We start from the raw sequence: 19,747 nt of genomic DNA, 5'->3' as shown, positions 1-19,747 counted from the left end.
ATCACTCCCGGGGGTGGTGGAGGTCGAACGCGGGCCGTTCGGAGCGGATCGGCGGGATGAAGGTGAAGTTGTGCCGCGGCGGCGGGCAGCTCGTGGCCCATTCCAGCGAGCCGCCGAACCCCCAGGGGTCGTCCAGCGTCACCCGGCGCGGCCCGCGCGAGGTCTTCCACACGTTGTAGAGGAACGGCACCGTGGACAGCCCGAGGATCAGCGCGCCGACGGACGAGATCTGGTTGAGCAGGGTGAACCCGTCACCCGCGCCGTAATCGGCGTAGCGGCGCGGGAACCCGAGCATGCCCAGCCAGTGCTGCACCAGGAACGTGGTGTGGAAGCCGACGAACAACAGCCAGAACTGGATCTTCCCGAGCCTCTCGCCGAGCATCCGCCCGGTCATCTTCGGCCACCAGAAAAAGAATCCGGCGAACATCGCGAACACCACCGTGCCGAACACCACGTAATGGAAGTGGGCCACCACGAAATAGGTGTCGGTGACGTGGAAGTCGAGCGGCGGCGAGGCCAGGATGACGCCGGTGAGCCCGCCGAAGAGAAAGGTGACCAGAAAGCCGATCGAGAACAGCATCGGCGTCTCGAAGGACAGGTGCCCGCGCCACATCGTGCCGATCCAGTTGAAGAACTTCACCCCGGTCGGCACCGCGATCAGAAAACTCATGAACGAGAAGAACGGCAGCAGCACCTGGCCCGTGCCGAACATGTGATGGGCCCACACGGTCATCGACAGCCCGGCGATGGCGATGGTCGCGCCGACCAGGCCGAGGTAACCGAAGATCGGCTTGCGGCTGAAGACGGGGATGACCTCGGTGATGATGCCGAAGAACGGCAGCGCGATGATGTAGACCTCGGGATGGCCGAAGAACCAGAACAGGTGCTGCCACAGCATCGCCCCGCCGTTCTCCGGCGCGAAGATCTGGGTGCCGAACGCGCGGTCCGACTCCAGCGCCAGCAACGCGGCGGCCAGCACGGGGAACGCCATCAGCACGAGCATGCTGGTCAGCAGCACGTTCCAGGTGAAGATCGGCATCCGGAACATGGTCATGCCGGGCGCCCGCATGCCGATGACCGTGGTGACGAAGTTGACCGCGCCGAGGATCGTCCCGAGCCCGCTCAGCGCGAAGCCCATGATCCACAGATCGCCGCCGACGCCCGGCGAGCTGATCACGCTGGACAGCGGCGTGTAGGCGAACCAGCCGAACGCGGCGGCGCCGCCGGGGGTGAGGAAGCCGCTGACGGCGATCAGCCCGCCGAACAGGAACAGCCAGTAGCTGACCATGTTGAGCCGGGGGAAGGCCACGTCCGGCGACCCGATCTGCAACGGCATGATGACGTTGGCGAACCCGGCGAACAGCGGCGTGGCGAACAGCAGCAGCATGATCGCGCCGTGCATGGTGAACAGCTGGTTGTACTGCTCGTTGCTGACCAGTTGCAGGCCCGGCTGGGCCAGCTCGGCCCGGACGACGAGGGCCATGACCCCGGCGACCAGGAAGAACCCGAACGACGTGATCAGGTAGAGGTAGCCGATGACCTTGTGGTCCGTGGACGACAGCCAGGACGTCAGGGGGCGCCGCGCGGGCCGTTCGACCCGGTCGCGGGCCGGCGCGGGAGTCAGCACCACGTCGGGCTCCGGAAGCGGGCGCGGCTCATCGTGACGTCCCGTGCGGCTCGGGGGCCTCGCCGCCGGCCGTGATCACGCAGAGCTCGGGACGGACGAACGCGTGCAGTTCGAGGCCGGGCGCGCCCGGGTCGAGGAGTTCGACAGCCGAGCGCAGCAGCCCGCGATGCGCGGCGCAGACCACCTCGGGATGCGACCGGGCGGTGGCGCGGAACGGGCAGCCGTGCAGCAGGATGCGCCCGTCGCCGGTCGGCTCCGGGTCGAACCCCATCTCGGCGAACATCGCCGTCACCGCCGACCGGGCATCCCCCTTCACCTCGGACCGGGCATCCCCCTTGACCCCGGACCGGGCGTCCTCCACCGACCGGGCATCCCCCTTCACCGCCGACCGGGCGTCCTCCGCCGACCGGCCGTCCCTCTTCACCGCCGGGGTCGCGGCAGGGCTCAGCCGCCGCAGCGCCCACTCCTCGCCGGCGCGCTCCGCCCGGCGGGCCCGCTGGGCGGGGGTGTCGGCGAAGTGGCGGGCCAGCAGCTCGGCGAGCTCCTGGTAGGGCCCGTGCTCCGGCTCCGCCGCCCAGGACGCCGAGTACACCGCGCGCGGCCGGCCCCGGCCGCCGCTCCGCTCGGCCCGTTCGACGACCAGCCCGGCTTCGAGCAGCGCCGACAGGTGGAACCTGACAGTGGTGACGTGCAGGCCGGTCCCGGCGGCGAGCTCGCGGGCGTCGAGCGGTTCGGCGCGTTCGCGCAGCAGGTCCAGGATGGTGACCCGGCTGGGCACGGACAGCACCTCGTGGGCCCGCGCCCGGTCCAGCCCGGTCATGACGTCACCGGATGACCGGCCACCAGCGGGGTGTCGACGCCGAGCCTGCCCAGCTTCGACGCTCCCCCGGGCGAGTCCAGGGGCGCGTCCCTGCCGGGCAGCGTCTCGGCGAAGAACGCGGCGTTGTCGCCCGCGAACACCTGCCACCGCTCGGGCAGGTCGTCCTCGTAGTAGATGGCCTCCACCGGGCAGACCGGCTCACACGCCCCGCAGTCGACGCATTCGAGCGGCTGGATGTAGAGCGCCCGCGCGCCCTCGTAGATGCAGTCGACCGGGCACTCCTCCACGCAGGCCCGGTCGATCACGTCCACGCAGGGCTCAGCGATCACATAAGTCATATTTAGAGGATGCGCATCCTCTAAATAAGAAGTCAAGGGCGGGCCACGTCCGGCACATGGTTCTCCAGCCGCGGCGGACGGCGGTAACCGGTGCCCGGCGGGCGTTCCGGGATCTGGATCTCCGGGCGGGGCACGTCCTCGTACGGGATCGTCGACAGCAGGTGGCTGATCATGTTGATCCTGGCCCGCCGCTTGTCCTCGCTCTCCACCTCGTGCCAGGGCGCCTCGGGGATGTGGGTGTGGACCAGCATCTCGTCCTTGGCCCGCGAGTAGTCCTCCCAGCGGGTGATGGACTCGAGGTCGACGGCCGACAGCTTCCAGCGGCGCATCGGGTCCTCCAGCCGCTTGCGGAAGCGCCGCTCCTGCTCGGCGTCGCTCACCGAGAACCAGTACTTGCGCAGCAGGATCCCGTCTTCGACCAGCAGCCGCTCGAAGATCGGGCACTGGTGGAGGAACCGCGAGTGCTCCTCCTCGGTGCAGAAACCCATCACCCGCTCCACGCCCGCCCGGTTGTACCAGCTCCGGTCGAACAGCACGATGGTGCCGGCCGCGGGCAGGTGCTCGACGTAGCGCTGGAAGTACCACTGCGTGCGCTCGCGCTCGGTGGGGGCCGGCAGGGCGACGATCTGGGTGACGCGCGGGTTGAGATACTCCGCCACCCGCTTGATCGCGCCGCCCTTCCCGGCCGCGTCACGCCCCTCGAAGACCACCACCACCCGCTCGCCCGCGACCCGCACCCACTCCTGCATCTTCACCAGCTCGCCCTGCAGCCGGTACAACTCCTTCTCGTACGCCTTGCGAGCCATCTTCTCGTCAGCCATGCGCAACCCTCCGATGCCGGACCCGTTCCCGCCCTGACCGATCCTCCACGATGGCGCCCTTGACAAATATATTTGTCGGTGGAACCCTCAAGGTACCCCGAACGGAAGAGGCAGGACATGAACACCGTGATTTCCCGCGACGGCACCACCATCGCCTACACGCGCACCGGCCAGGGCCCCGCGCTGCTGCTCGTCGACGGCGCGATGTGCTACCGCGCCTCGGGCCCCAACACCCCGCTCGCCCAGGAGATGGCCGACACCCACACGGTCTACACCTACGACCGGCGCGGCCGCGGCGAGAGCGGCGACACCACGCCGTTCGCCCCCGAGCGGGAGATCGAGGACATCGCCGCCCTCATCGAGATGATCGGCGAGCCGGTCTTCCTGTACGGCATCTCCTCCGGCGCCGCGCTGGCCCTGGCCGCCGCCGCGAGCGGGCTGCCCGTCAGCAAGATCGCCGTGTACGAGCCGCCCTTCATCGTCGACGGCACCCGCCCGCCCATCCCCGCCGACTACACGGCGAGCATCGAGACCATGCTGGCCCAGGGCAAGCCGGGCGCGGCGATCCGCTACTTCATGCGCCGGGGCGTCAACCTGCCCGCCCCCGTGGTGGCCATGATGACCCTCATGCCCGGCTGGTCGACGATGAAGAAGGTCGCCCGCACGCTGCCGTACGACGCCGCGTTCGTGACCGAGTTCGAGCACGGCAGGCCGCTGCCCGAAGGCCGGTGGGACGGCGTCAAGATGCCGGCCCTGGTCGTCGACGGGAGCAAGAGCCCTGCCTGGATCCGCAACGGCACCCGCGACCTGGCCCGGGTGCTCCCCGACGCCGAGCACCGCACGCTCGACGGCCAGACCCACATCGTCAAGCCCGCCGCTCTCGCGCCCGTACTCAAGGGGTTCTTCCGATGATCTTCCGTACCACTGTCGAGCTGAGCGGCAGGACCGCGACAGGGATCGAGGTGCCGCCCGAGGTGGTGGCCGAGCTGGGAGCGGGCAGACGCCCGCCCGTCCGCGTCACGATCAACGGATATGTCTACCGCAGCACGGTGGCGCCGATGGGCGGCCGCTCGATGCTGCCGCTCGCCGCCGAGAACCGCGAGGGCGCGGGCGTGGCCGCCGGCGACGAGATCGAGGTCGGCCTGGAGCTCGACACCGAGCCCCGCACGGTCACCGTGCCGCCCGACCTGGCCGAGGCGCTCGACCGGGCGCCTGCGGCCAAGGCGTTCTTCGACGGCCTGTCGTACTCCCGGCAGCGGCGCGTCGTGCTGCAGGTCGAGGGCGCCAAGAAGGCCGAGACCAGGCAGCGGCGGGTGGCCGACGCGGTCACCAGGCTCGCCGCGGGCGAGGCCTGACATCCCTCGTGAGAGTGAGCCCGAGGATCGCCCCTGGCGGCGATCCGCCGAGGCGCCGGAAATCTCAGGATGGGTGGGCAACCTCGACCGCTTCGAAGGAGCCACCATGTCCGTCCGGCACGTTCCCCCCGCCGCACCGCCCACCACCCTCGCGGCCTGCTCGTACCTGGCCGCGCCGCTGCTCGCCCTGGTCTACGGGGTGCTCAGGATCGTCGACGGGTTCGACGGGAGCAGAGGACCCGGGGCGGCCTGGACACTCGGCCACCTGGCGTTCATGGCGGCGCTGGTGCTGTTCGCGGTGATGCTGCACGACATGCGGGCGCTGCTCGGGCGCACCCGGATGGCCACCGTCACGTTCGCCGCCGGTCTCGCGGGGATCGGGTTCGCGTTCGTCCAGTTCGCCGTGGACGTGGTGGTCGGGTTCATGGCCGCGGACCACGAGGCCATGGGGCCGCTGTTCGACCAGGTCCAGGCGGTGCCGGGGGTGTCGCTGCTGGTCTACCAGGCGGGGCCTGTCCTGTTCTACGCCGCTCTGGTGGCCCTCTCGGCGCAGCTCGCCGCCGGGCGTCACGTGCGGCCCTGGATGCCGCTGCTCGTCCTGGCCCAGACCGTGCTTCCGGTGATCTCCCTCGACCTCATCCCGGTGGGTTCCGCGCTGGCCGTGGTCGCGTTCCTTCCGCTGGCGCTGCGGGCCAGGAGCCGGTCCGTCCCGGCTCATGTCTGAGCGGGCTCGTACGGGGGCGATATTTCGGGATTCGCCGTACGGTGCGGGAGGATGGGGAGCCGTGCAGGAGCCCCCGCTTGTCACCGTGCTGCGGCGGCGCGCGCGAGCGCTGCCGCCCCTGCTGGTGGACGGCGCGCTCGCTCTCCTGGTCACCGGCGCGCAGCTCTGGCCGCTGCTGACCACCCGGCAGTACGAGGGCCTGCCGTGGCACTGGTGGGGGTACGTGGTCGCGGTCGCCTCCTCGCTGCCCCTGGTCTGGCGCCGCCGGGCCCCGCTGGCCGTGCTGATCGTGTCGCTGACCACGAGCCTGCTGTACGACCTGGCCGCTCCCGTCGCCGAGCAGCCCGTCTGGTACGGCCAGCTGGTCGCCTACTACACGGTGGCCGCGCTGTCGTCCCGGCCGATCCGGATGCTGCTGCTCGCCTGCACCGTGGTGGGGTCGTTCTTCCTGCCCGGCTCTCCGGACACGGCGCTGCGCAGCGGCATCCTGCTGGTGGCGGCGTACGCGATGGGCAGGGCGGCGGCCGGCTCCCGGGCCCAGGCGGCGGCGCTGGAGGAACGGGCCGCCAGGCTGGAGAGGGAACGCCAGCTGGAGGCCCAGCGCGCCGCGGAGCGTGAGCGTGCCAGGATCGCCCGCGAGATGCACGACATACTCGCCCACGCTGTCAGCCTCATGGTGGTGCAGGCCGAGGCCGGTCCGGTCGCGGTCAGGAAGGATCCGGCGCGGGCGGAGGCGGCGTTCGACGCCATCGCGGGGGCCGGGCGTGACGCGATGGAGCAGATCCGGCGCATGCTGGGGGTGCTGAAGGAGGACGGCGGCGCGCCGCGCGCGCCCCAGCCCACCGTCGACGACCTGCCTGAGCTGGCCGCGCAGGTCTCCGGCGCGGGGCTGGAGGTGACGTTCGAGGTCGCGGGCGAGCCCAGGCCGGTGACGGCCGCGAGCGCCGTGGCCGCGTACCGGATCGTCCAGGAGGCGCTCACCAACATCGTCAAGCACGCCGGCGCCACCCGTGCCGGCATCCGGCTCACCTGGGAGGACGACACCCTCATGATCGACGTCACCGACGACGGCCGCGGCGCCGGCCGCGCCCTGCCCTCCGGCGGCCACGGGCTCATCGGCATCCGCGAACGCGCCACCGCCTGCGGCGGCACCGCCACCGCCGGCCCCCGCACCGACGCCCCCGGCTTCCACGTCTCCGCCCGCCTCCCCCTCTCATGACCCCCTCACCCCTCCCCGGAGAAAGCCGGCCTCCCGTCACCAAGGAGCCTCCTGGAACACCCCTCCACGCAGGCCCCCCACGAACCGGAAGCCTCAGCGGGCAGACCTCTCAAAACCCACGCCGTCACGGCACTCCCCTCCACGCAAACCCCCCACCAACCGGACACCCCCGCGGAGGGCCGTCTGAAGAACCTCCCCATCACAACGGGTCCTTCCGCACAAAACCCCAGCTAACGGGAAACCCCGGAGGGGAGCCGCCCGAAGACCCACCCCCTTACGGCCCGCCCTTCCGCGCAAACCCCCCACGAATGGGTCACCCCGGAGGGGGGCCGCCTGAAGAGCCGCCCCTGCACGGCGCGCCTCTCCGCGCGGGCGCCGCACCCGAACGGGCCGCACACCCCGGTGGGGAACCGCCTGAAGAGCCGCCGCTTCGTGCCGACACCGCACGTCAGGGGGGAACGGATGGGGGGATTCGGGTGGTGGTGGCGGATGATCAGGAGTTGGTGCGGAGCGGGTTCGCGATGATCCTGGACGCGCAGCCGGACATCCGGGTGGTGGCCGAGGCGGGGGACGGGCTGGCGGCGGTGGCCGCGGCTCGGGAGCACCGGCCGGACGTGTTGCTGCTCGACATCCGCATGCCCCGGATGGACGGCATCGAGGCCGCCGGGATCGTGTGCGCGGAGACCGGGTGCAGGGTGCTCATGCTGACCACGTTCGACCTGGACGACTATGTGTACGACGCGCTGCGGGCCGGCGCCAGCGGGTTCCTGCTGAAGGACGTGCGCCGCGACGACCTGGTGAACGCGGTGCGGGTGGTGGCGGCCGGCGAGTCGCTGCTGGCCCCGTCGGTGACGACGCGGCTGATCCGCGAGTTCACGTCCCGGCCGGCCAGGCCGAGGCCCGGGGCGCTGGACGTGCTGACGGCCAGGGAGCGGGAGACGCTGCAGCTGATCGCCCGCGGGCTGTCCAACGCGGAGATCGCCGAGGCCATGGTGGTCAGCGAGCACACGGTGAAGACGCACGTCAGCAACCTGCTGGCCAAGCTGGGCCTGCGCGACAGGGTCCAGGCCGTGATCGCCGCCTACGAGTCGGGGCTGGCCGTCCCAGGTGCGTAACGACCCGCTCAAGTCGTCATTCAACGAGTGATGGAAACAATACGCCGCAGAATGATGCAATGGCCCGACCAACCAACTGAGGAGCCCCGTTGAACGACAACCTCGACCTCGCCGCCAACGCCCAGGAGCTGGCCGACGCCGCGCCCGCCGGATCCGTCGACCGGGCCGCGGCGTCGTCCGTGGCCATCACGCTGGCGACGACCCGCGACATCGCGCAGGCCAGGCGGACGCTGGACGGGCTCTCGCCCGAGGAGGTGCGGGAGGCGGCGCTGGCCCTGTTCGACCGGCTGTCCGCGCGGTGACCTGACCGCTGGGCGAACGCGCACGACCGTTGGGCGACACGGCCGTTGCACCGCTCCACGTTCCCGATCACCCTGAGGGCATGCCGGGCGTTGACACCATCGACGGCCTGACGCGGGCCGTGGCCGACTTCGACACGAGCGGGTTCGAGCTGCCGATGGAGGAGGCCGCCCTGGCGAGAGCGCGCCGGTCGCTCATGGAGACCGGCCTGCTGCTGCTCGGCGAGATGCCAGGAGTACGGGAGAACCCGCTGGTCATCCTGCGGCTGATGGACGCGCTCGGGCTCGGCAGCCTGGCGCTCGACTGGCACGGCGGCCTGACCATGGAGCTCTACACGTACCTGAGACACGGCACGCCGCTGGAGAGCGCGCACTGGTGGGTGGGCGACGGCCGGGTGACCGCGGGGCATCTCGCGGTGCTGCGGCGGCTGTCCCCGATCACGCTCACGCTGTTCGACGGCGCCGACCGGCCGGACAGGGACTCCGCCATGGCCCGGCGGGTGCTGGACACGGTGGCCGCCCCCACGCTGGTGGTCGCGGGCAGCGCCCACACCGGCGTCACGCCGGACGCGCTGGGCAAGCCCATGGGCGCCTGCCTGGCGCGGGAGCGGCCGGGGCTGGAGAGCATCCGCATCGACTACGGCCGCGGCTCCTTCTACGCCATGGAGCGGCGCGGCATGGACGCCCGCGCGGCGGCGCGGGGGTTGCGGGTGGTGGGCAAGGAGTTGGTGGTGGGGCTGCCGGAGTTCAGCGAGGCGACTGTGCCGCAGCTCCCATTCGAGGCACTGCAGGGGAAGCTTGCCCAATTTTGAGCAAGTTTGACCGGCAGGCAAGGGGTTCGCGGGCCGACCCGCGCTTCCGGATCTTTCACGAGGGCAGCGGATGCGTCAGTCTGGGGGCATCCGTCCATCGCGACACCGAGGGAGACCTGTGGCCGAACCCGCCAGCCTGGCGACCAGAGGCAGTGACTTCGCCAGACTCGCCACCAAGATCAATGAGGCCGGTCTGCTCGACCGGCGTCCCGTTTATTACGCCGTCCGAGGCGCCATCGTCGCGGCCTCCTTCGTGGGCGGCTGGGCGCTGTTCGTCTGGGTGGGCGACTCGTGGCTGCAGCTGCTCGTGGCCGTCGTGCTCGCCGTGGTCTTCACCCAGGTCGGCTTCATCGCCCACGACCTCGGCCACCGTCAGGTCTTCAGGACCCGCCGCACCAGCGACCTCGTCGGCATGCTGGTCGGCAACCTCGGCATCGGCCTCGGCTGGGGCTGGTGGAACACCAAGCACAACAAGCACCACGCCAACCCCAACCACGAGGACCACGACCCGGACGTCTCCCCCGCGGTGATCGTCTGGTCGGAGGACCAGGTGGCCAGGAGCCGCGGCCTGCCCCGGTTCATCGCCAAGCGGCAGGCGCTCTGGTTCTTCCCGCTGCTCACGCTGGAGGCCTGGCACCTGCACGTGGCCAGCGTGAAAGCGTTGTTCCAGCCCGGGGCCAGGCGCCGCCGCACCGAGGGCGTGCTGCTGCTGGCGCACTTCGTGCTGTACTTCGGCGCGGTCTTCGCCGTGCTGCCGTTCGGGAAGGCGCTGCTGTTCCTGATCGTGCACCAAGGGGTGTTCGGCGTGTACCTGGGCTGCTCGTTCGCGCCCAACCACAAGGGCATGCCGGTGCTCACCGCAGAAGACAAGCTGGACTTCCTGCGCAAGCAGGTGCTCACCTCGCGCAACGTCAGGGGCGGCGTCGTCACCGACATCGCCCTCGGCCAGCTCAACTACCAGATCGAGCACCACCTGTTCCCGAACATGCCGGCGCCCAACCTCCGCAAGGCCCAGCCGATCGTGCGGCGCTACTGCGAGGAGATCGGCGTCAGCTACTTGGAGACCGGGTTGTTCCGCTCGTACGGTCAGGCCCTGCGGCACCTGCACGACGTGGGGGCCGCGCTGCGCTGACCCGTCCCGTCCGCCTTGTCCTCAGCCCTGCCGGCGACGCAGGCTCTCTCGGCGTTCCTCCAACTCGGAGATGAGTCCCGCCTGCTCGTCGGCCTGGGTGATCAGGGAGGCGATCTCCGTCTGGTCGGTCGCCCCCATGTCCCTGATCTGCTCGCGCTGCTCGCGGTTCTCCTGCTTCAGCCGCGCAATGTCCTCGTCGAGCCGGCGCAGTTCCTCTTCGTTGCTCATCCCGGGGCTGTACCCGCGAGCGGCCCGCTTACGACTTCCGGTGTATGGCCCGTACGCTGCGCGGACCGGGAGAATGGGGGGCATGCGCAGGCTGCCGGGAAGCACGGTCATGTCACTCGCCGTCGTGGCGGTGGCCGTGGTGGCGCTCGCCGTCACCTGGGTGGTCCGCGCCGACCGGCATCCCGGCGTGCTCGACGTGGTGCTGCCCGTCGTCGCCATGGCCGGGGTGCTGTTCCGCGAGCGCTGCCCGGTGGGGGCCCTGGTCGCCGTGATGGGGGCGACCGTGGCCTACTATCCCTTCACCTCGCTGGACGCGCCGATCATCTTCCTGCCGTTCCTGGTGCTCTACACCGCGGCCGATCGCGGCCATCTCATCGCCGCCATCGCCACCGGCTCGGTCGCGCTGCTGGCCATGGGGCTGGGCGAGAGCGGCGAGGTCCGCCACGTGGACGACAGCACGTTCGTCATGATCGCCGGCTGGGTGGTGGCGGCCATCGCGGGCGGCAGCGTGGCCCGCAACCGCCGCGCCTACCTGCGGGAGGCCGAGCAGCGGGCGCACGAGGCCGAGCGCGGCAAGGAGGAGGAGGCCAGGCGGCGGGCCGGCGAGGAGCGCCTGCGCATCGCCAGGGAGCTGCACGACGTGCTCGGTCACAACATCTCCCTGATCAACGTGCAGGCGTCGGCGGCGCTCCACGGCATGAGGAAGCGGCCTGAAGACGCCGAGCTGGCGCTGCGCACGATCAAGGAGACGAGCAAGGAGACGCTGCGCGAGCTGCGCACCACGCTGGGCGTGCTGCGCCAGGTCGACGAGGACGCGCCGACCGCGCCCGCCGACAGCCTGTCCCGGCTGGACGAGCTGGTCGGGGCGTCCGGGCTGAAGGTCCACACCGAGCTGTCCGGGCCGCTCGACCGGGTGCCGGTCGAGGTCGACCTGGCCGCCGTCCGGATCATCCGCGAGGCGCTGACCAATGTCGCCCGCCATTCCGGCGCCGGCGAGGCCACGCTCACCGTCTCCTCAGATGACCGGCATATCCTGATCCGCGTGGACGATGACGGCCCGGGAGTCACGTTCACCGAGGGCAGCGGCTTCGGTCTGCGCGGCATGCGCGAGCGCGCCGCCGCGCTCGGCGGCAGCCTGGAGGCCGGGCCACGACCGGAGGGCGGTTTCCGCGTCCTCGCCTCACTACCGCTGGACGGAGCCCCATGATCCGCGTGCTGCTGGCCGACGACCAGAACCTGGTACGAGCCGGGTTCCGGTCCATCCTCAGCGACGAGGACGACCTGGAGGTGGTGGCGGAGGCGGGCAACGGCGCCGAGGCCGTGACCCTGGCCCGCGAGCTGCGGCCGGACGTGGTGCTGATGGACATCCGGATGCCCGAGCTCGACGGCCTGGAGGCCACCCGCCGGATCGCCGGCGACCCGCGGCTCGACACGGTCAAGGTGATCATCCTGACCACGTTCGACCTCGACGACTACGTCTACGGCGCGCTGCGCGCGGGCGCCGGCGGGTTCCTGGTCAAGGACACCGAGCCGGCCGAGCTGATCCACGCCGTCCGCGTGGTGGCCAGGGGCGACGCGCTCATCGCGCCGTCCGTCACCCGCCGGCTGATCTCCGAGTTCGCCGGCCGGGTCAAGCGGCCCGAGCCCGGCCCTGAGCTCAACGCCCTCACCGAGCGGGAGCGCGAGGTGCTGGCGCTGGTCGCGGGCGGGCTGTCCAACGACGAGATCGCGGCCAAGCTGGTGCTCAGCCCGGCCACCGCGAAGACCCACGTCAGCCGCATCATGACCAAGCTCAGGGTGCGCGACCGCGCCCAGCTCGTGGTGCTCGCCTACGAGGCCGGTGTCATCACGCCGGGCTGGCTTACCTCCTGAGGAGTACGTCCCCGGGGCGGGTGAAACCCCGGGAGTACGGTGAGTGCACGCCGCGGGCTGACGCGCGAGAGGTGATCGTCGCCCGACCCTGACCTCTATGGACACCGTCGACCTCGCGCGCCTGCAGTTCGCCCTGACCGCGGGCGCGCACTTCCTCTTCGTCGCGCTGACGCTCGGCCTGGTCACGCTGGTGGCCGTCATCCAGACCCGGGCCACGATCAGCCGCAGCCCGGTCCACGTGGGCATGACCAGGTTCTGGGGCCAGCTCTACATCATCAACTACGCGATGGGCATCGTCACCGGGCTCGTCATGGAGTTCCAGCTCGGCATGGCATGGAGCGGGCTGGCGGAGTTCGCGGGGAACGTGTTCGGCTCCGCCCTGGCGCTGGAGACGATGGTCGCCTTCTTCATCGAGTCGACGTTCCTCGGCCTGTGGATCTTCGGCTGGGACAAGCTGAACCGTTGGGCGCACCTGGCGCTGATCTGGATCGTCGCGCTCACCGCGTACGCGTCCGCGTTCTGGATCCTGGTGGCCAACGGGTTCCTGCAGAACCCGGTCGGCTACCGGTCAGACGGCCACACACTGCACATCACCGACTTCGGCGCGATGGTGGCCAACCCGGCGGCGATGGTGGCGCTCGGGCACGTCCTGGGCGGGGCGATGATGGTCGGCGGCTTCTTCATGGCCGGGGTGAGCGCCTACCACCTGCTCAGGCGTACCCCTGAGCAGGATTTCTTCCGCAAGTCGCTGCGGATCGGGGCGGGCGTGGCGCTGCCCGCCACGATGGTGACGGCCGCGTTCGGCGGGGTCGGGTTCGCCACGCTGCAGCCGGGCAAGATCGCAGCCTGGACGGGCGACGCCGACCGCGCCGCCGCGGTCCAGGCGGAGATGACGGCGCTGCACGGGCCCGGCGACTACCTGCCGCCCGTGGAGTGGGTGCAGGCCGGGGCGCTGACCATGCTGATCCTGTTCGGGATCATGTTCTTCCTTTCGGGGCTGAACTTCGTGCTCATGCTGATCCGGCCGGTGGTGCACGGCTTCCGCGCCTGGCACGTGGTGCTGATCGCGGCGATCCCGCTGCCGTTCGGAGCCATGATCGGGGGTTGGGTCTTCCGGGAGGTGGGGCGGCAGCCGTGGGCGGTCTACGGGCTGCTCACCACGGAGGACGCGATGTCGCCGGTGGGCGACGGGGTGATGCGCTTCTCCCTGATCGCGTTCACCGCGGTGTTCGCCGCGCTGACCGTGATCAACTCCTGGCTGCTGGCCAGGACCGCGCGGCGCGGGCCCGCCGCCGTCGGCCTCGGCGCGCGGCCCGCCGAGAAGCCCGAGCCCGTCCCGGCGTTCTGAGGAGCGAACGTGACTCCTCCGCTCCCTGAAGGGAGCGGCTTCTCGCTAAGCCGCTTCCGCAACCTGGCGAAGGGCAAGCCCTGCCCTCAAGATGTTGACCGCCGCGTTCACATCGGCGTGCGCGGCATGCCCACACGCCGTACAAGCGAACCCGGCCTGGGTGACGCGGTTCTCCTTCGCCACATGCCCGCAACGCGAGCACGTGCGGGAGGTGCCGGCGGGGTTCACCGCGATCAGCTTGCGACCGGCGCTCTCAGCCTTGTGCGACAGGATCGTCAGGAACACCCCCCAGCCCGCGTCCAGGATGCTCCGGTTCAGGCCGGACTTCTGTGCGACGTTCCGGCCGGGAGCCTCGATCGTGCCGGACGCGCTGCGGGTCATGTTCGCGATCCGCAGGTCCTCGTGCACGATCACGTCGTAGGCGCGGACCAGCGCGTTCGCGGCCTTGTGCGCGTGGTCGAGGCGCTGACGGCGGACTTTGCCGTGCAGCGCGGCGACGCGGGCCACCGCCTTGCGCCGCCGCCGGGAGCCCCGTTTCTTGCGAGCCAGGTCGCGCTGCGCGTCTGCGAGGCGGCCGGCGGTCGCGGCCAGGTGACGCGGGTTCGCCACCTGGCCGCCGTCGGAGGTGGTGAGGAGCGAGGCGACACCCATGTCGATCCCGGCCATCGCGCCCGTGGCGGGCAGAGGTTCGGCGGGTACGTCGTCGCACGACAGGACCAGATACCAGCGGGAGCCCTCGCGCTTGACGCTGATGGTCTTGACCCGGCCTTTCACGGGCCGGTGCTGGTGGACACGGACGTGCCCGACGCCCTGCAAGCGGACGTAGGTGGCGGTGGGATGTCCGGGCTGGGAGTCCCACCAGCAGCCGTCGCCGTCCTTCGGCCACTCGACGGTGTCGAACCGGCCGCGCCCTTTGAAACGAGGGAAGCCCGGGGTGCGTCCAGCCTTGACCCGGCGGAAGAACGCGCCGAACGCCTTGTCGAGCCGTCGCAGGGTGGCCTGCTGGGAGGAGAACGACCAGCGGCCCTGCCCGCCGGTGTCATCCCCCCGGATGTGTTTCAGCTCGGCCGACTGGTCGCCGTACCGGACGCTCACGCCCGCCCTGGCGTAGGCGGTGCGGCGGTGCTCCAGGGCGGCGTTGTAGAGCTGCCGGTGGTCCTCCAGACACGCGGTGAGAGCAATCTCCTGGTGGCGGGTGGGGCGCAGCAGGAACTTGAACGACCTGCGCACACCTCACCTCCTGTCACGTTCGGTAACGACAACACCACGGTATCGGCTGCCGCCGACAAAGCTTGGAAGGACATCCCTGATGCGCAGACCTGACAGGTCAGGGCACGCTCGGGCCCTGGCGGTCATCCCGCTCCCGATTCCCTCGTCGCCTGAAGGCGCCGGTCCCTTCGGGAGGCTCTGATGGAGATCTTCATTCTGGCGTTCTTCGCGCTCGGCTATCTGGTGCTGGCCGGGGCGGACATCGGCGTCGGCATGGCGCTGCCGTACCTGGGCCGCACGCCCGCCGAGCGGCGCGAGGCGATCGCCGCCATCGCCCCGTTCTTCCTCGGCAACGAGGTGTGGCTGGTCGTCACCGCCGGCGTGCTGGCCGGGCTCTTCCCCGAGCTGGAGGGCGAGCTGCTGAGCGGCAACTACCCGCTGATCGTGGCGCTGCTGCTGTCCTGGGTGGTCAGGGACACCGGGTTGTGGCTGCGTGGGCGGCTCGACGGCCGGCTCTGGCAGGGCTGGTGGGACGGCGCGATCGTGGCCGGCAGCTGGGGGCTGGCGCTGAGCCTGGGCGGGCTGCTCGGCCACGTGCTGCTCGGCATGACCGGGCCGCTCGCGCTGCTGCCGGTGGCGGTGCTGGCCGCGCTGTTCGGCACGCACGGGCTGGCGTTCGCCGCGCTCCGGCTGCGGGGCGAGTTGCGGCGGCGCGCTGCGGTGCTGTCGGGCGGCGCCGGCGAGGGCCGCACCTACGCGCTGACGGCGGCGGCCCTGATGGTGGTGGGCGTGCTGGCCGGGCTCCGGCTGCCGCTGGAGCCCGGCACGTCGGGGGCGGTGCTGGGGCCGGTCGTCCTGGCCATGATGCCGCTGATGGTGGCGGCCCAGGCCTGGGTGTGGTGGACGTTCCGGCACCGCGTCACCGGCCCCTCCTACCTTTGACCTACAGGTTGCCGCCGCCGGTGGCGTCGAGGGTACTGCCGGTCATGAAGCTCGCCCCGGGGGAGGCGGCGAAGGCGATCACGTCGGCGATCTCGTCGACGTGGCCGATCCGGTTGACCGCGTGCACGCTCGTCGCGTACGCCTCTCCTTCGGGGGTACGCAACCAGCCCGCGTTCACGTCGGTGTCGATGATGCCGGGGGCGACGTTGTTGACCGTGATCCCGCGCGGGCCGACCTCCTTGGCCAGCGCGAGCGTGAACGTCTGCACTGCACCCTTGGTCATGGCGTACGCGATCGCCTGGGGGAAGGCGATACGCGTCACGCCCGAGGTGACGTTGACGATCCGGCCGCCGTTCGGGATGAGCGGCAGCAGGCGCTTGGTGAGGAAGAACAGGCCTCGCACGTTCACCGCGAAGATCCGGTCGAACGCCTCCACCGTCTCCTGCTCCATCGGTACGGACGTACCGATGGCCGCGTTGTTCACCAGCACGTCCAGCCGGTCGGTCTCTTGCCGGAGCTGGGCGGCCAGGGACTCCACCTCGGCCGTGTCGCCCAGGTCGGCCCGGAGCGCGAACGCGCTGCCGCCGCCCGTCTCGATCAGCCGGACGACGTCCTCGGCCGCGGCGCCGTTCACCCCGTAGTGCACCCCGACGCGGAACCCGTCGCGGGCCAGCCGCAGCGCCGCCGCGCGGCCGATCCCCCTGCTCGCACCCGTCACCAGAGCGGTCTTCATAGTCGGACTCCCTTTCTGTAGCGATCGCTACAGCAAAATAGCATAGCGATCGCTATAGAATGGTCCGCATGGCGAGACAGCGAGCCTTCGACCGTGACAAGGCACTCGACCGGGCGCTGCGCATGTTCTGGCGCCACGGCTACGAAGCAACCTCGATCGCGGAGCTGACCGCCGCGATGGGCATCCGGCCACCCAGCCTGTACGCGGCCTTCGGCGACAAGCGGCGGCTGTTCGAGGAGGCGCTCCGGCGCTACCAGGAGAGCTACGGCGCCTTCACCGCCCGTGCGCTCGCCGAGGAGCCGACGGCCCGCGAGGCCATCGAGCGCGTCCTGTACGAGGCCGCGGACGAGTACACCGACCCCGGCCACCCGCACGGCTGCATGATCATCTCGGCCGCGGTGAACTGCGGGCCGGAGTCGTCCGAGGTCGAGGAGGGGCTGAGGCTCAAGCGGGAGGCGGCCAAGGCCGCACTCAGGGAGCGCATCGAGCGCGACGTGACGGCCGGCCTGCTTCCCCCGTCCGCCGACGCGGCGGCGCTGGCCGCCTACTACGCGGCGGTCATCCAGGGGATGTCCACCCAGGCCCGCGACGGTGCGAGCCGCGACGAGCTGGAACGCACCGCCGCCCTGGCGATGCGCGCCTGGCCTGCGACCACCCCGCCCCACCCCTGACCGGACCCGCGCGATCTGCGCGGACGTTTCCGGCCCCGGGGTCGCGGTCAGTGGGCCTTGATGGAGGCGTCCTCGGCGGGCTTCTTCCGGGCTGACACGCGCAGCCAGCGCGTCCCGTACGGATCGAGCGGCAGCCGCACCGGGCCCGACTCCGGAACCTCGACGGTGCCGTCCACCAGCAGGTCGGTCAGCAGGGAGCCGGCCAGCCCGTCGAGCTCCACCTCGGCCTCCACCGCCTCGTCGCCCAGGTTGTGCACGGCCACGACCGTGGCGCCGTCGGCGTCGCTGCGGTGCGCGTGGACGGCGGGATGCCCGGCGTCCAGCGGTTCGTACTCGCCCCAGGCCAGCTCCGGGCACTCCCGGTAGCGTTCGATGAGCAGCTGGAACCAGCGCAGCAGCGAATCGGTGTCGCGCTTCTGGTCCTCGACGTTGACGTGCTCGGGCCCGAACCGCCCGTCGGGCATCGGACGCACCGGCTCGGCCGGGCTGAAGCCGCCGTCCTTCGACCACTGCATGGGGGTGCGCACCGCCATCCGGCCCTCGACGTCCAGGTTCTCGCCCAGCCCGATCTCCTCGCCGTAGAAGATCACCGGCGTGCCGGGCAGCGAGAACATCAGGCTGTAGGCCAGCTTCATCCGGCGCAGGTCGCCGTCGAACATGCCCGGCATCCGCCGGCGCAGGCCGCGGCCGAAGATCTGCATGCGCTCCTCAGGCCCGAACGCCCGGAACACCTTCTGCCGCTCCTCGTCGCTGAGCTGGTCCAGCGTCAGCTCGTCGTGGTTGCGCAGGAACGTCGCCCACTGGGCGTCCTTAGGCGCGTCCGGCCGTTCGCGCAGCGCGGCCACGAGCGGCGCCGCCTCCCGGCGGGCCAGCGCCAGCCAGGCCCGCTGCATGACGGTGAAGTCGAAGCACATGGTGAGCTCGTCGCCCAGCCCGTCGCCGAAGTAGCTGACCAGCTCCTTGTACGGCAGGTTCACCTCGCCGAGCAGCACCGAGTTGCCCTTGCGGCGGGTCATGAACGCGCGCAGGCCGGCCAGGACCTCGTGCGGCTCCCCCAGTTGCGGCGAGACGTTCTCGATCAGGAACGGCACCGCGTCCACCCGGAACCCGGCCAGCCCCAGCTCCATCCAGAACCCGAGGATGCGGGAGATCTCGTCACGCACCTCCGGGTTGCCCATGTTCAGATCCGGCTGGTGCTTGTAGAAGCTGTGCAGGTAGTACTGGCCGGAGCGGTCGTCGCGCTCCCAGACGCTGTCCTCCTGGTCGGGGAAGACCACCTGCTCCGGCTCCGGTCCCGGCTCGTCCTTCCAGACGAACCAGTCGCGCATCGGCGCGTCCTTGCCCTTGCGCGCCTCCAGGAACCACGGGTGCCGGTCGGAGGTGTGGTTCACGACCAGGTCGGCGATGACCCGCATGCCCCGGTCGTGCGCGGTGCGCATGAACTCCACGAAGTCGCCGAGCGTGCCGAGCCTCGGGTCGACACTGTAGAAGTCGGTGACGTCGTACCCGTCGTCCCGGTTGGCCGTGGGGTAGAACGGCATCAGCCACAGGCAGGTGACCCCGAGGTCGGCCAGATAGTCGATCTCCTGGGTGAGCCCTCGGAAGTCGCCGATCCCGTCGCCGTCCCCGTCCTTGAAGGTCTCCACGTCGAGGCAGTAGACGACGGCGTTCTTCCACCAGAGGTCGCTCGTGTACGTCATACGCATGCGGGTCGGGCTACCCCCAAATTCCGGCAAAGAACGAGTCTGGGAGATCGGGGATCGGCAGGCATGACCGCGCCTCTGCCGGGCATCCGCAGACGTCGACTGCCGGTTAGCGGCATTCATCCACGCACTACGACAAACCGCCACTAAAGTCTGACCCGAAACGGATCTCCCGGAGGATGCCCATCATGAGCGACCACGCGATCACCTTCGACCTCATCGACACGGACAAGGACGGCCGCATCTCGGCCGAGGAGCTCGTCCGCCTGATGGAGATCCTCGGCCAGCCGGTGACCCTGGAAGCCGCCCAGGCAGGCGTGCGACGCCTGGACCAGGACGGCGACGGCCTCATCGACCTGAACGAGTTCGGCGCCTTCCTGAAGCCGTAGGCTCGTCCCGGGCGAAACGGGCCGAGACTCCCGGACTCTCGAGAAGCCGCCACATACCGCTGGACGGGTCCTGATCGAGGAGATCACAACCGGGTTCGGCCCCGCCCGGGTGAGCGCACGCGCCGGATGCGCAGCGCATGCCCAGATTCCGCGCGTTGGCATAAGCCTTTCCGACGCGGGGCAGCAGGTCCTCTGCCCGCGACCGGGTGATCCTCTTGTCCTTGCCGCCGAAGCCGGCGAAAGCCGGGCGCTGAATGAGTAACCGGTGGACGTGATCATTGCACCCGCTCTGCGGCACGTCGTACATCCCGTAGTGCAGATACAGCCAGAAGTCGAAAGAAGGGCTGGAGAAGGCCACCCGGATCTTGGCTTGATGTCAGCCAGTGACGC

23 protein-coding genes are annotated in these 19,747 nt (G+C 70.7%); 14 read left to right on the top strand and 9 right to left on the bottom strand.

What is annotated here, in order from left to right; genetic code table 11:
- Nucleotide 1: 1 nt before the first annotated feature.
- The 4 genes from ctaD to ppk2 are packed head-to-tail and all read right to left on the bottom strand — an operon-like array spanning nt 2 to nt 3,606.
- Nucleotides 2-1,624 (bottom strand): cytochrome c oxidase subunit I, encoded by a 1,623-nt coding sequence (gene ctaD, locus ACIBF7_RS39600; RefSeq protein WP_397199503.1) that lies wholly within the window; start codon nt 1,622-1,624, stop codon nt 2-4.
- 31 nt (nt 1,625-1,655) lie between these two features.
- Nucleotides 1,656-2,447, bottom strand: a complete 792-nt coding sequence (locus ACIBF7_RS39595; protein WP_397199388.1) for a helix-turn-helix transcriptional regulator — start codon at nt 2,445-2,447, stop codon at nt 1,656-1,658.
- Complete coding sequence (gene fdxA / locus ACIBF7_RS39590) at nt 2,444-2,785, bottom strand: ferredoxin (RefSeq protein ID WP_148035061.1); 342 nt, start codon at nt 2,783-2,785, stop codon at nt 2,444-2,446. Before fdxA ends, ACIBF7_RS39595 begins: the two co-directional genes overlap by 4 nt.
- Nucleotides 2,786-2,817: 32 nt before the next feature.
- The gene (gene ppk2, locus ACIBF7_RS39585; RefSeq protein ID WP_397199387.1) at nt 2,818-3,606 is read right to left on the bottom strand and encodes a polyphosphate kinase 2; all 789 of its coding nucleotides are present in this window, start codon (nt 3,604-3,606) and stop codon (nt 2,818-2,820) included.
- Nucleotides 3,607-3,723: 117 nt separating this feature from the next.
- Between ppk2 and ACIBF7_RS39580 the strand changes: the two genes are divergently transcribed.
- The 8 genes from ACIBF7_RS39580 (at nt 3,724) to ACIBF7_RS39545 (ending at nt 10,262) form a co-directional block, all read left to right on the top strand.
- Entirely contained in the window at nt 3,724-4,518 is a 795-nt protein-coding gene (locus ACIBF7_RS39580; protein ID WP_219546040.1) for an alpha/beta fold hydrolase, read from the top strand.
- Nucleotides 4,515-4,961: a YdeI/OmpD-associated family protein gene (locus tag ACIBF7_RS39575; RefSeq protein ID WP_271276178.1), complete on the top strand. Its 447-nt coding sequence runs from the start codon at nt 4,515-4,517 to the stop codon at nt 4,959-4,961. Before ACIBF7_RS39580 ends, ACIBF7_RS39575 begins: the two co-directional genes overlap by 4 nt.
- A gap of 106 nt (nt 4,962-5,067) precedes the next feature.
- Complete coding sequence (locus ACIBF7_RS39570) at nt 5,068-5,685, top strand: hypothetical protein (RefSeq protein WP_271276179.1); 618 nt, start codon at nt 5,068-5,070, stop codon at nt 5,683-5,685.
- Nucleotides 5,686-5,746: 61 nt separating this feature from the next.
- Nucleotides 5,747-6,904, top strand: coding sequence for a sensor histidine kinase (locus ACIBF7_RS39565; RefSeq protein ID WP_271276180.1), 1,158 nt, complete (start codon nt 5,747-5,749; stop codon nt 6,902-6,904).
- Between the two features lie 470 nt (nt 6,905-7,374).
- Nucleotides 7,375-8,019, top strand: coding sequence for a response regulator transcription factor (locus ACIBF7_RS39560; protein WP_261809095.1), 645 nt, complete (start codon nt 7,375-7,377; stop codon nt 8,017-8,019).
- Between the two features lie 89 nt (nt 8,020-8,108).
- Nucleotides 8,109-8,321: a hypothetical protein gene (locus ACIBF7_RS39555; protein WP_148035068.1), complete on the top strand. Its 213-nt coding sequence runs from the start codon at nt 8,109-8,111 to the stop codon at nt 8,319-8,321.
- An 80-nt stretch (nt 8,322-8,401) separates the two neighbouring features.
- Entirely contained in the window at nt 8,402-9,130 is a 729-nt protein-coding gene (locus tag ACIBF7_RS39550) for a hypothetical protein (protein ID WP_397199386.1), read from the top strand.
- Nucleotides 9,131-9,248: 118 nt separating this feature from the next.
- A complete protein-coding gene (locus tag ACIBF7_RS39545; RefSeq protein ID WP_397199385.1) occupies nt 9,249-10,262 on the top strand; it encodes a fatty acid desaturase family protein in 1,014 nt (337 codons plus the stop codon).
- Between the two features lie 21 nt (nt 10,263-10,283).
- On the opposite strand, the gene ACIBF7_RS39540 is transcribed toward ACIBF7_RS39545, so the two are convergent.
- Nucleotides 10,284-10,490 (bottom strand): hypothetical protein, encoded by a 207-nt coding sequence (locus tag ACIBF7_RS39540; protein WP_148035071.1) that lies wholly within the window; start codon nt 10,488-10,490, stop codon nt 10,284-10,286.
- Between the two features lie 82 nt (nt 10,491-10,572).
- Between ACIBF7_RS39540 and ACIBF7_RS39535 the strand changes: the two genes are divergently transcribed.
- The 3 genes from ACIBF7_RS39535 to ACIBF7_RS39525 all read left to right on the top strand — a co-directional run bounded on the left by ACIBF7_RS39535 (nt 10,573) and on the right by ACIBF7_RS39525 (nt 13,710).
- Nucleotides 10,573-11,697: a sensor histidine kinase gene (locus ACIBF7_RS39535; RefSeq protein WP_271276183.1), complete on the top strand. Its 1,125-nt coding sequence runs from the start codon at nt 10,573-10,575 to the stop codon at nt 11,695-11,697.
- Nucleotides 11,694-12,362: a response regulator transcription factor gene (locus ACIBF7_RS39530; RefSeq protein ID WP_148035073.1), complete on the top strand. Its 669-nt coding sequence runs from the start codon at nt 11,694-11,696 to the stop codon at nt 12,360-12,362. The genes ACIBF7_RS39535 and ACIBF7_RS39530 overlap by 4 nt, the downstream gene beginning before the upstream one ends.
- Nucleotides 12,363-12,459: 97 nt before the next feature.
- Entirely contained in the window at nt 12,460-13,710 is a 1,251-nt protein-coding gene (locus tag ACIBF7_RS39525; RefSeq protein WP_219550153.1) for a cytochrome ubiquinol oxidase subunit I, read from the top strand.
- Nucleotides 13,711-13,755: 45 nt separating this feature from the next.
- Here the strand turns inward: ACIBF7_RS39525 and ACIBF7_RS39520 are convergent, their stop codons facing one another.
- A complete protein-coding gene (locus ACIBF7_RS39520; protein WP_397199384.1) occupies nt 13,756-14,940 on the bottom strand; it encodes an RNA-guided endonuclease InsQ/TnpB family protein in 1,185 nt (394 codons plus the stop codon).
- A gap of 180 nt (nt 14,941-15,120) precedes the next feature.
- On the opposite strand from ACIBF7_RS39520, the gene ACIBF7_RS39515 reads away from it, so the two are divergent.
- The gene (locus ACIBF7_RS39515; RefSeq protein WP_271276185.1) at nt 15,121-15,861 is read left to right on the top strand and encodes a cytochrome d ubiquinol oxidase subunit II; all 741 of its coding nucleotides are present in this window, start codon (nt 15,121-15,123) and stop codon (nt 15,859-15,861) included.
- 1 nt (nt 15,862) lies between these two features.
- Here ACIBF7_RS39515 and ACIBF7_RS39510 read toward each other — a convergent pair whose 3' ends face one another.
- Nucleotides 15,863-16,594 (bottom strand): SDR family NAD(P)-dependent oxidoreductase, encoded by a 732-nt coding sequence (locus ACIBF7_RS39510; protein WP_397199383.1) that lies wholly within the window; start codon nt 16,592-16,594, stop codon nt 15,863-15,865.
- 68 nt (nt 16,595-16,662) lie between these two features.
- Here ACIBF7_RS39510 and ACIBF7_RS39505 point away from each other — a divergent pair, with 68 nt between their 5' ends.
- Nucleotides 16,663-17,265, top strand: a complete 603-nt coding sequence (locus ACIBF7_RS39505) for a TetR/AcrR family transcriptional regulator (RefSeq protein ID WP_397199382.1) — start codon at nt 16,663-16,665, stop codon at nt 17,263-17,265.
- Nucleotides 17,266-17,312: 47 nt separating this feature from the next.
- Here the strand turns inward: ACIBF7_RS39505 and ACIBF7_RS39500 are convergent, their stop codons facing one another.
- On the bottom strand, nt 17,313-18,971 hold the full coding sequence (locus ACIBF7_RS39500) for an alpha-amylase family protein (protein ID WP_397199381.1): 1,659 nt from the start codon (nt 18,969-18,971) through the stop codon (nt 17,313-17,315).
- 185 nt (nt 18,972-19,156) lie between these two features.
- Here ACIBF7_RS39500 and ACIBF7_RS39495 point away from each other — a divergent pair, with 185 nt between their 5' ends.
- Nucleotides 19,157-19,357 (top strand): EF-hand domain-containing protein, encoded by a 201-nt coding sequence (locus ACIBF7_RS39495; RefSeq protein ID WP_364233599.1) that lies wholly within the window; start codon nt 19,157-19,159, stop codon nt 19,355-19,357.
- On the opposite strand, the gene ACIBF7_RS39490 is transcribed toward ACIBF7_RS39495, so the two are convergent.
- On the bottom strand, nt 19,317-19,715 hold the full coding sequence (locus ACIBF7_RS39490) for a hypothetical protein (protein ID WP_397199380.1): 399 nt from the start codon (nt 19,713-19,715) through the stop codon (nt 19,317-19,319). The genes ACIBF7_RS39495 and ACIBF7_RS39490 overlap by 41 nt on opposite strands.
- Nucleotides 19,716-19,747 lie beyond the last annotated feature (32 nt).

This window comes from Nonomuraea sp. NPDC050478, assembly GCF_044458265.1.
Taxonomy (GTDB): domain Bacteria; phylum Actinomycetota; class Actinomycetes; order Streptosporangiales; family Streptosporangiaceae; genus Nonomuraea; species Nonomuraea ferruginea.
Note: the sequence above shows the minus strand (reverse complement) of the source record. Positions and strands in the feature narration are given on the sequence as shown.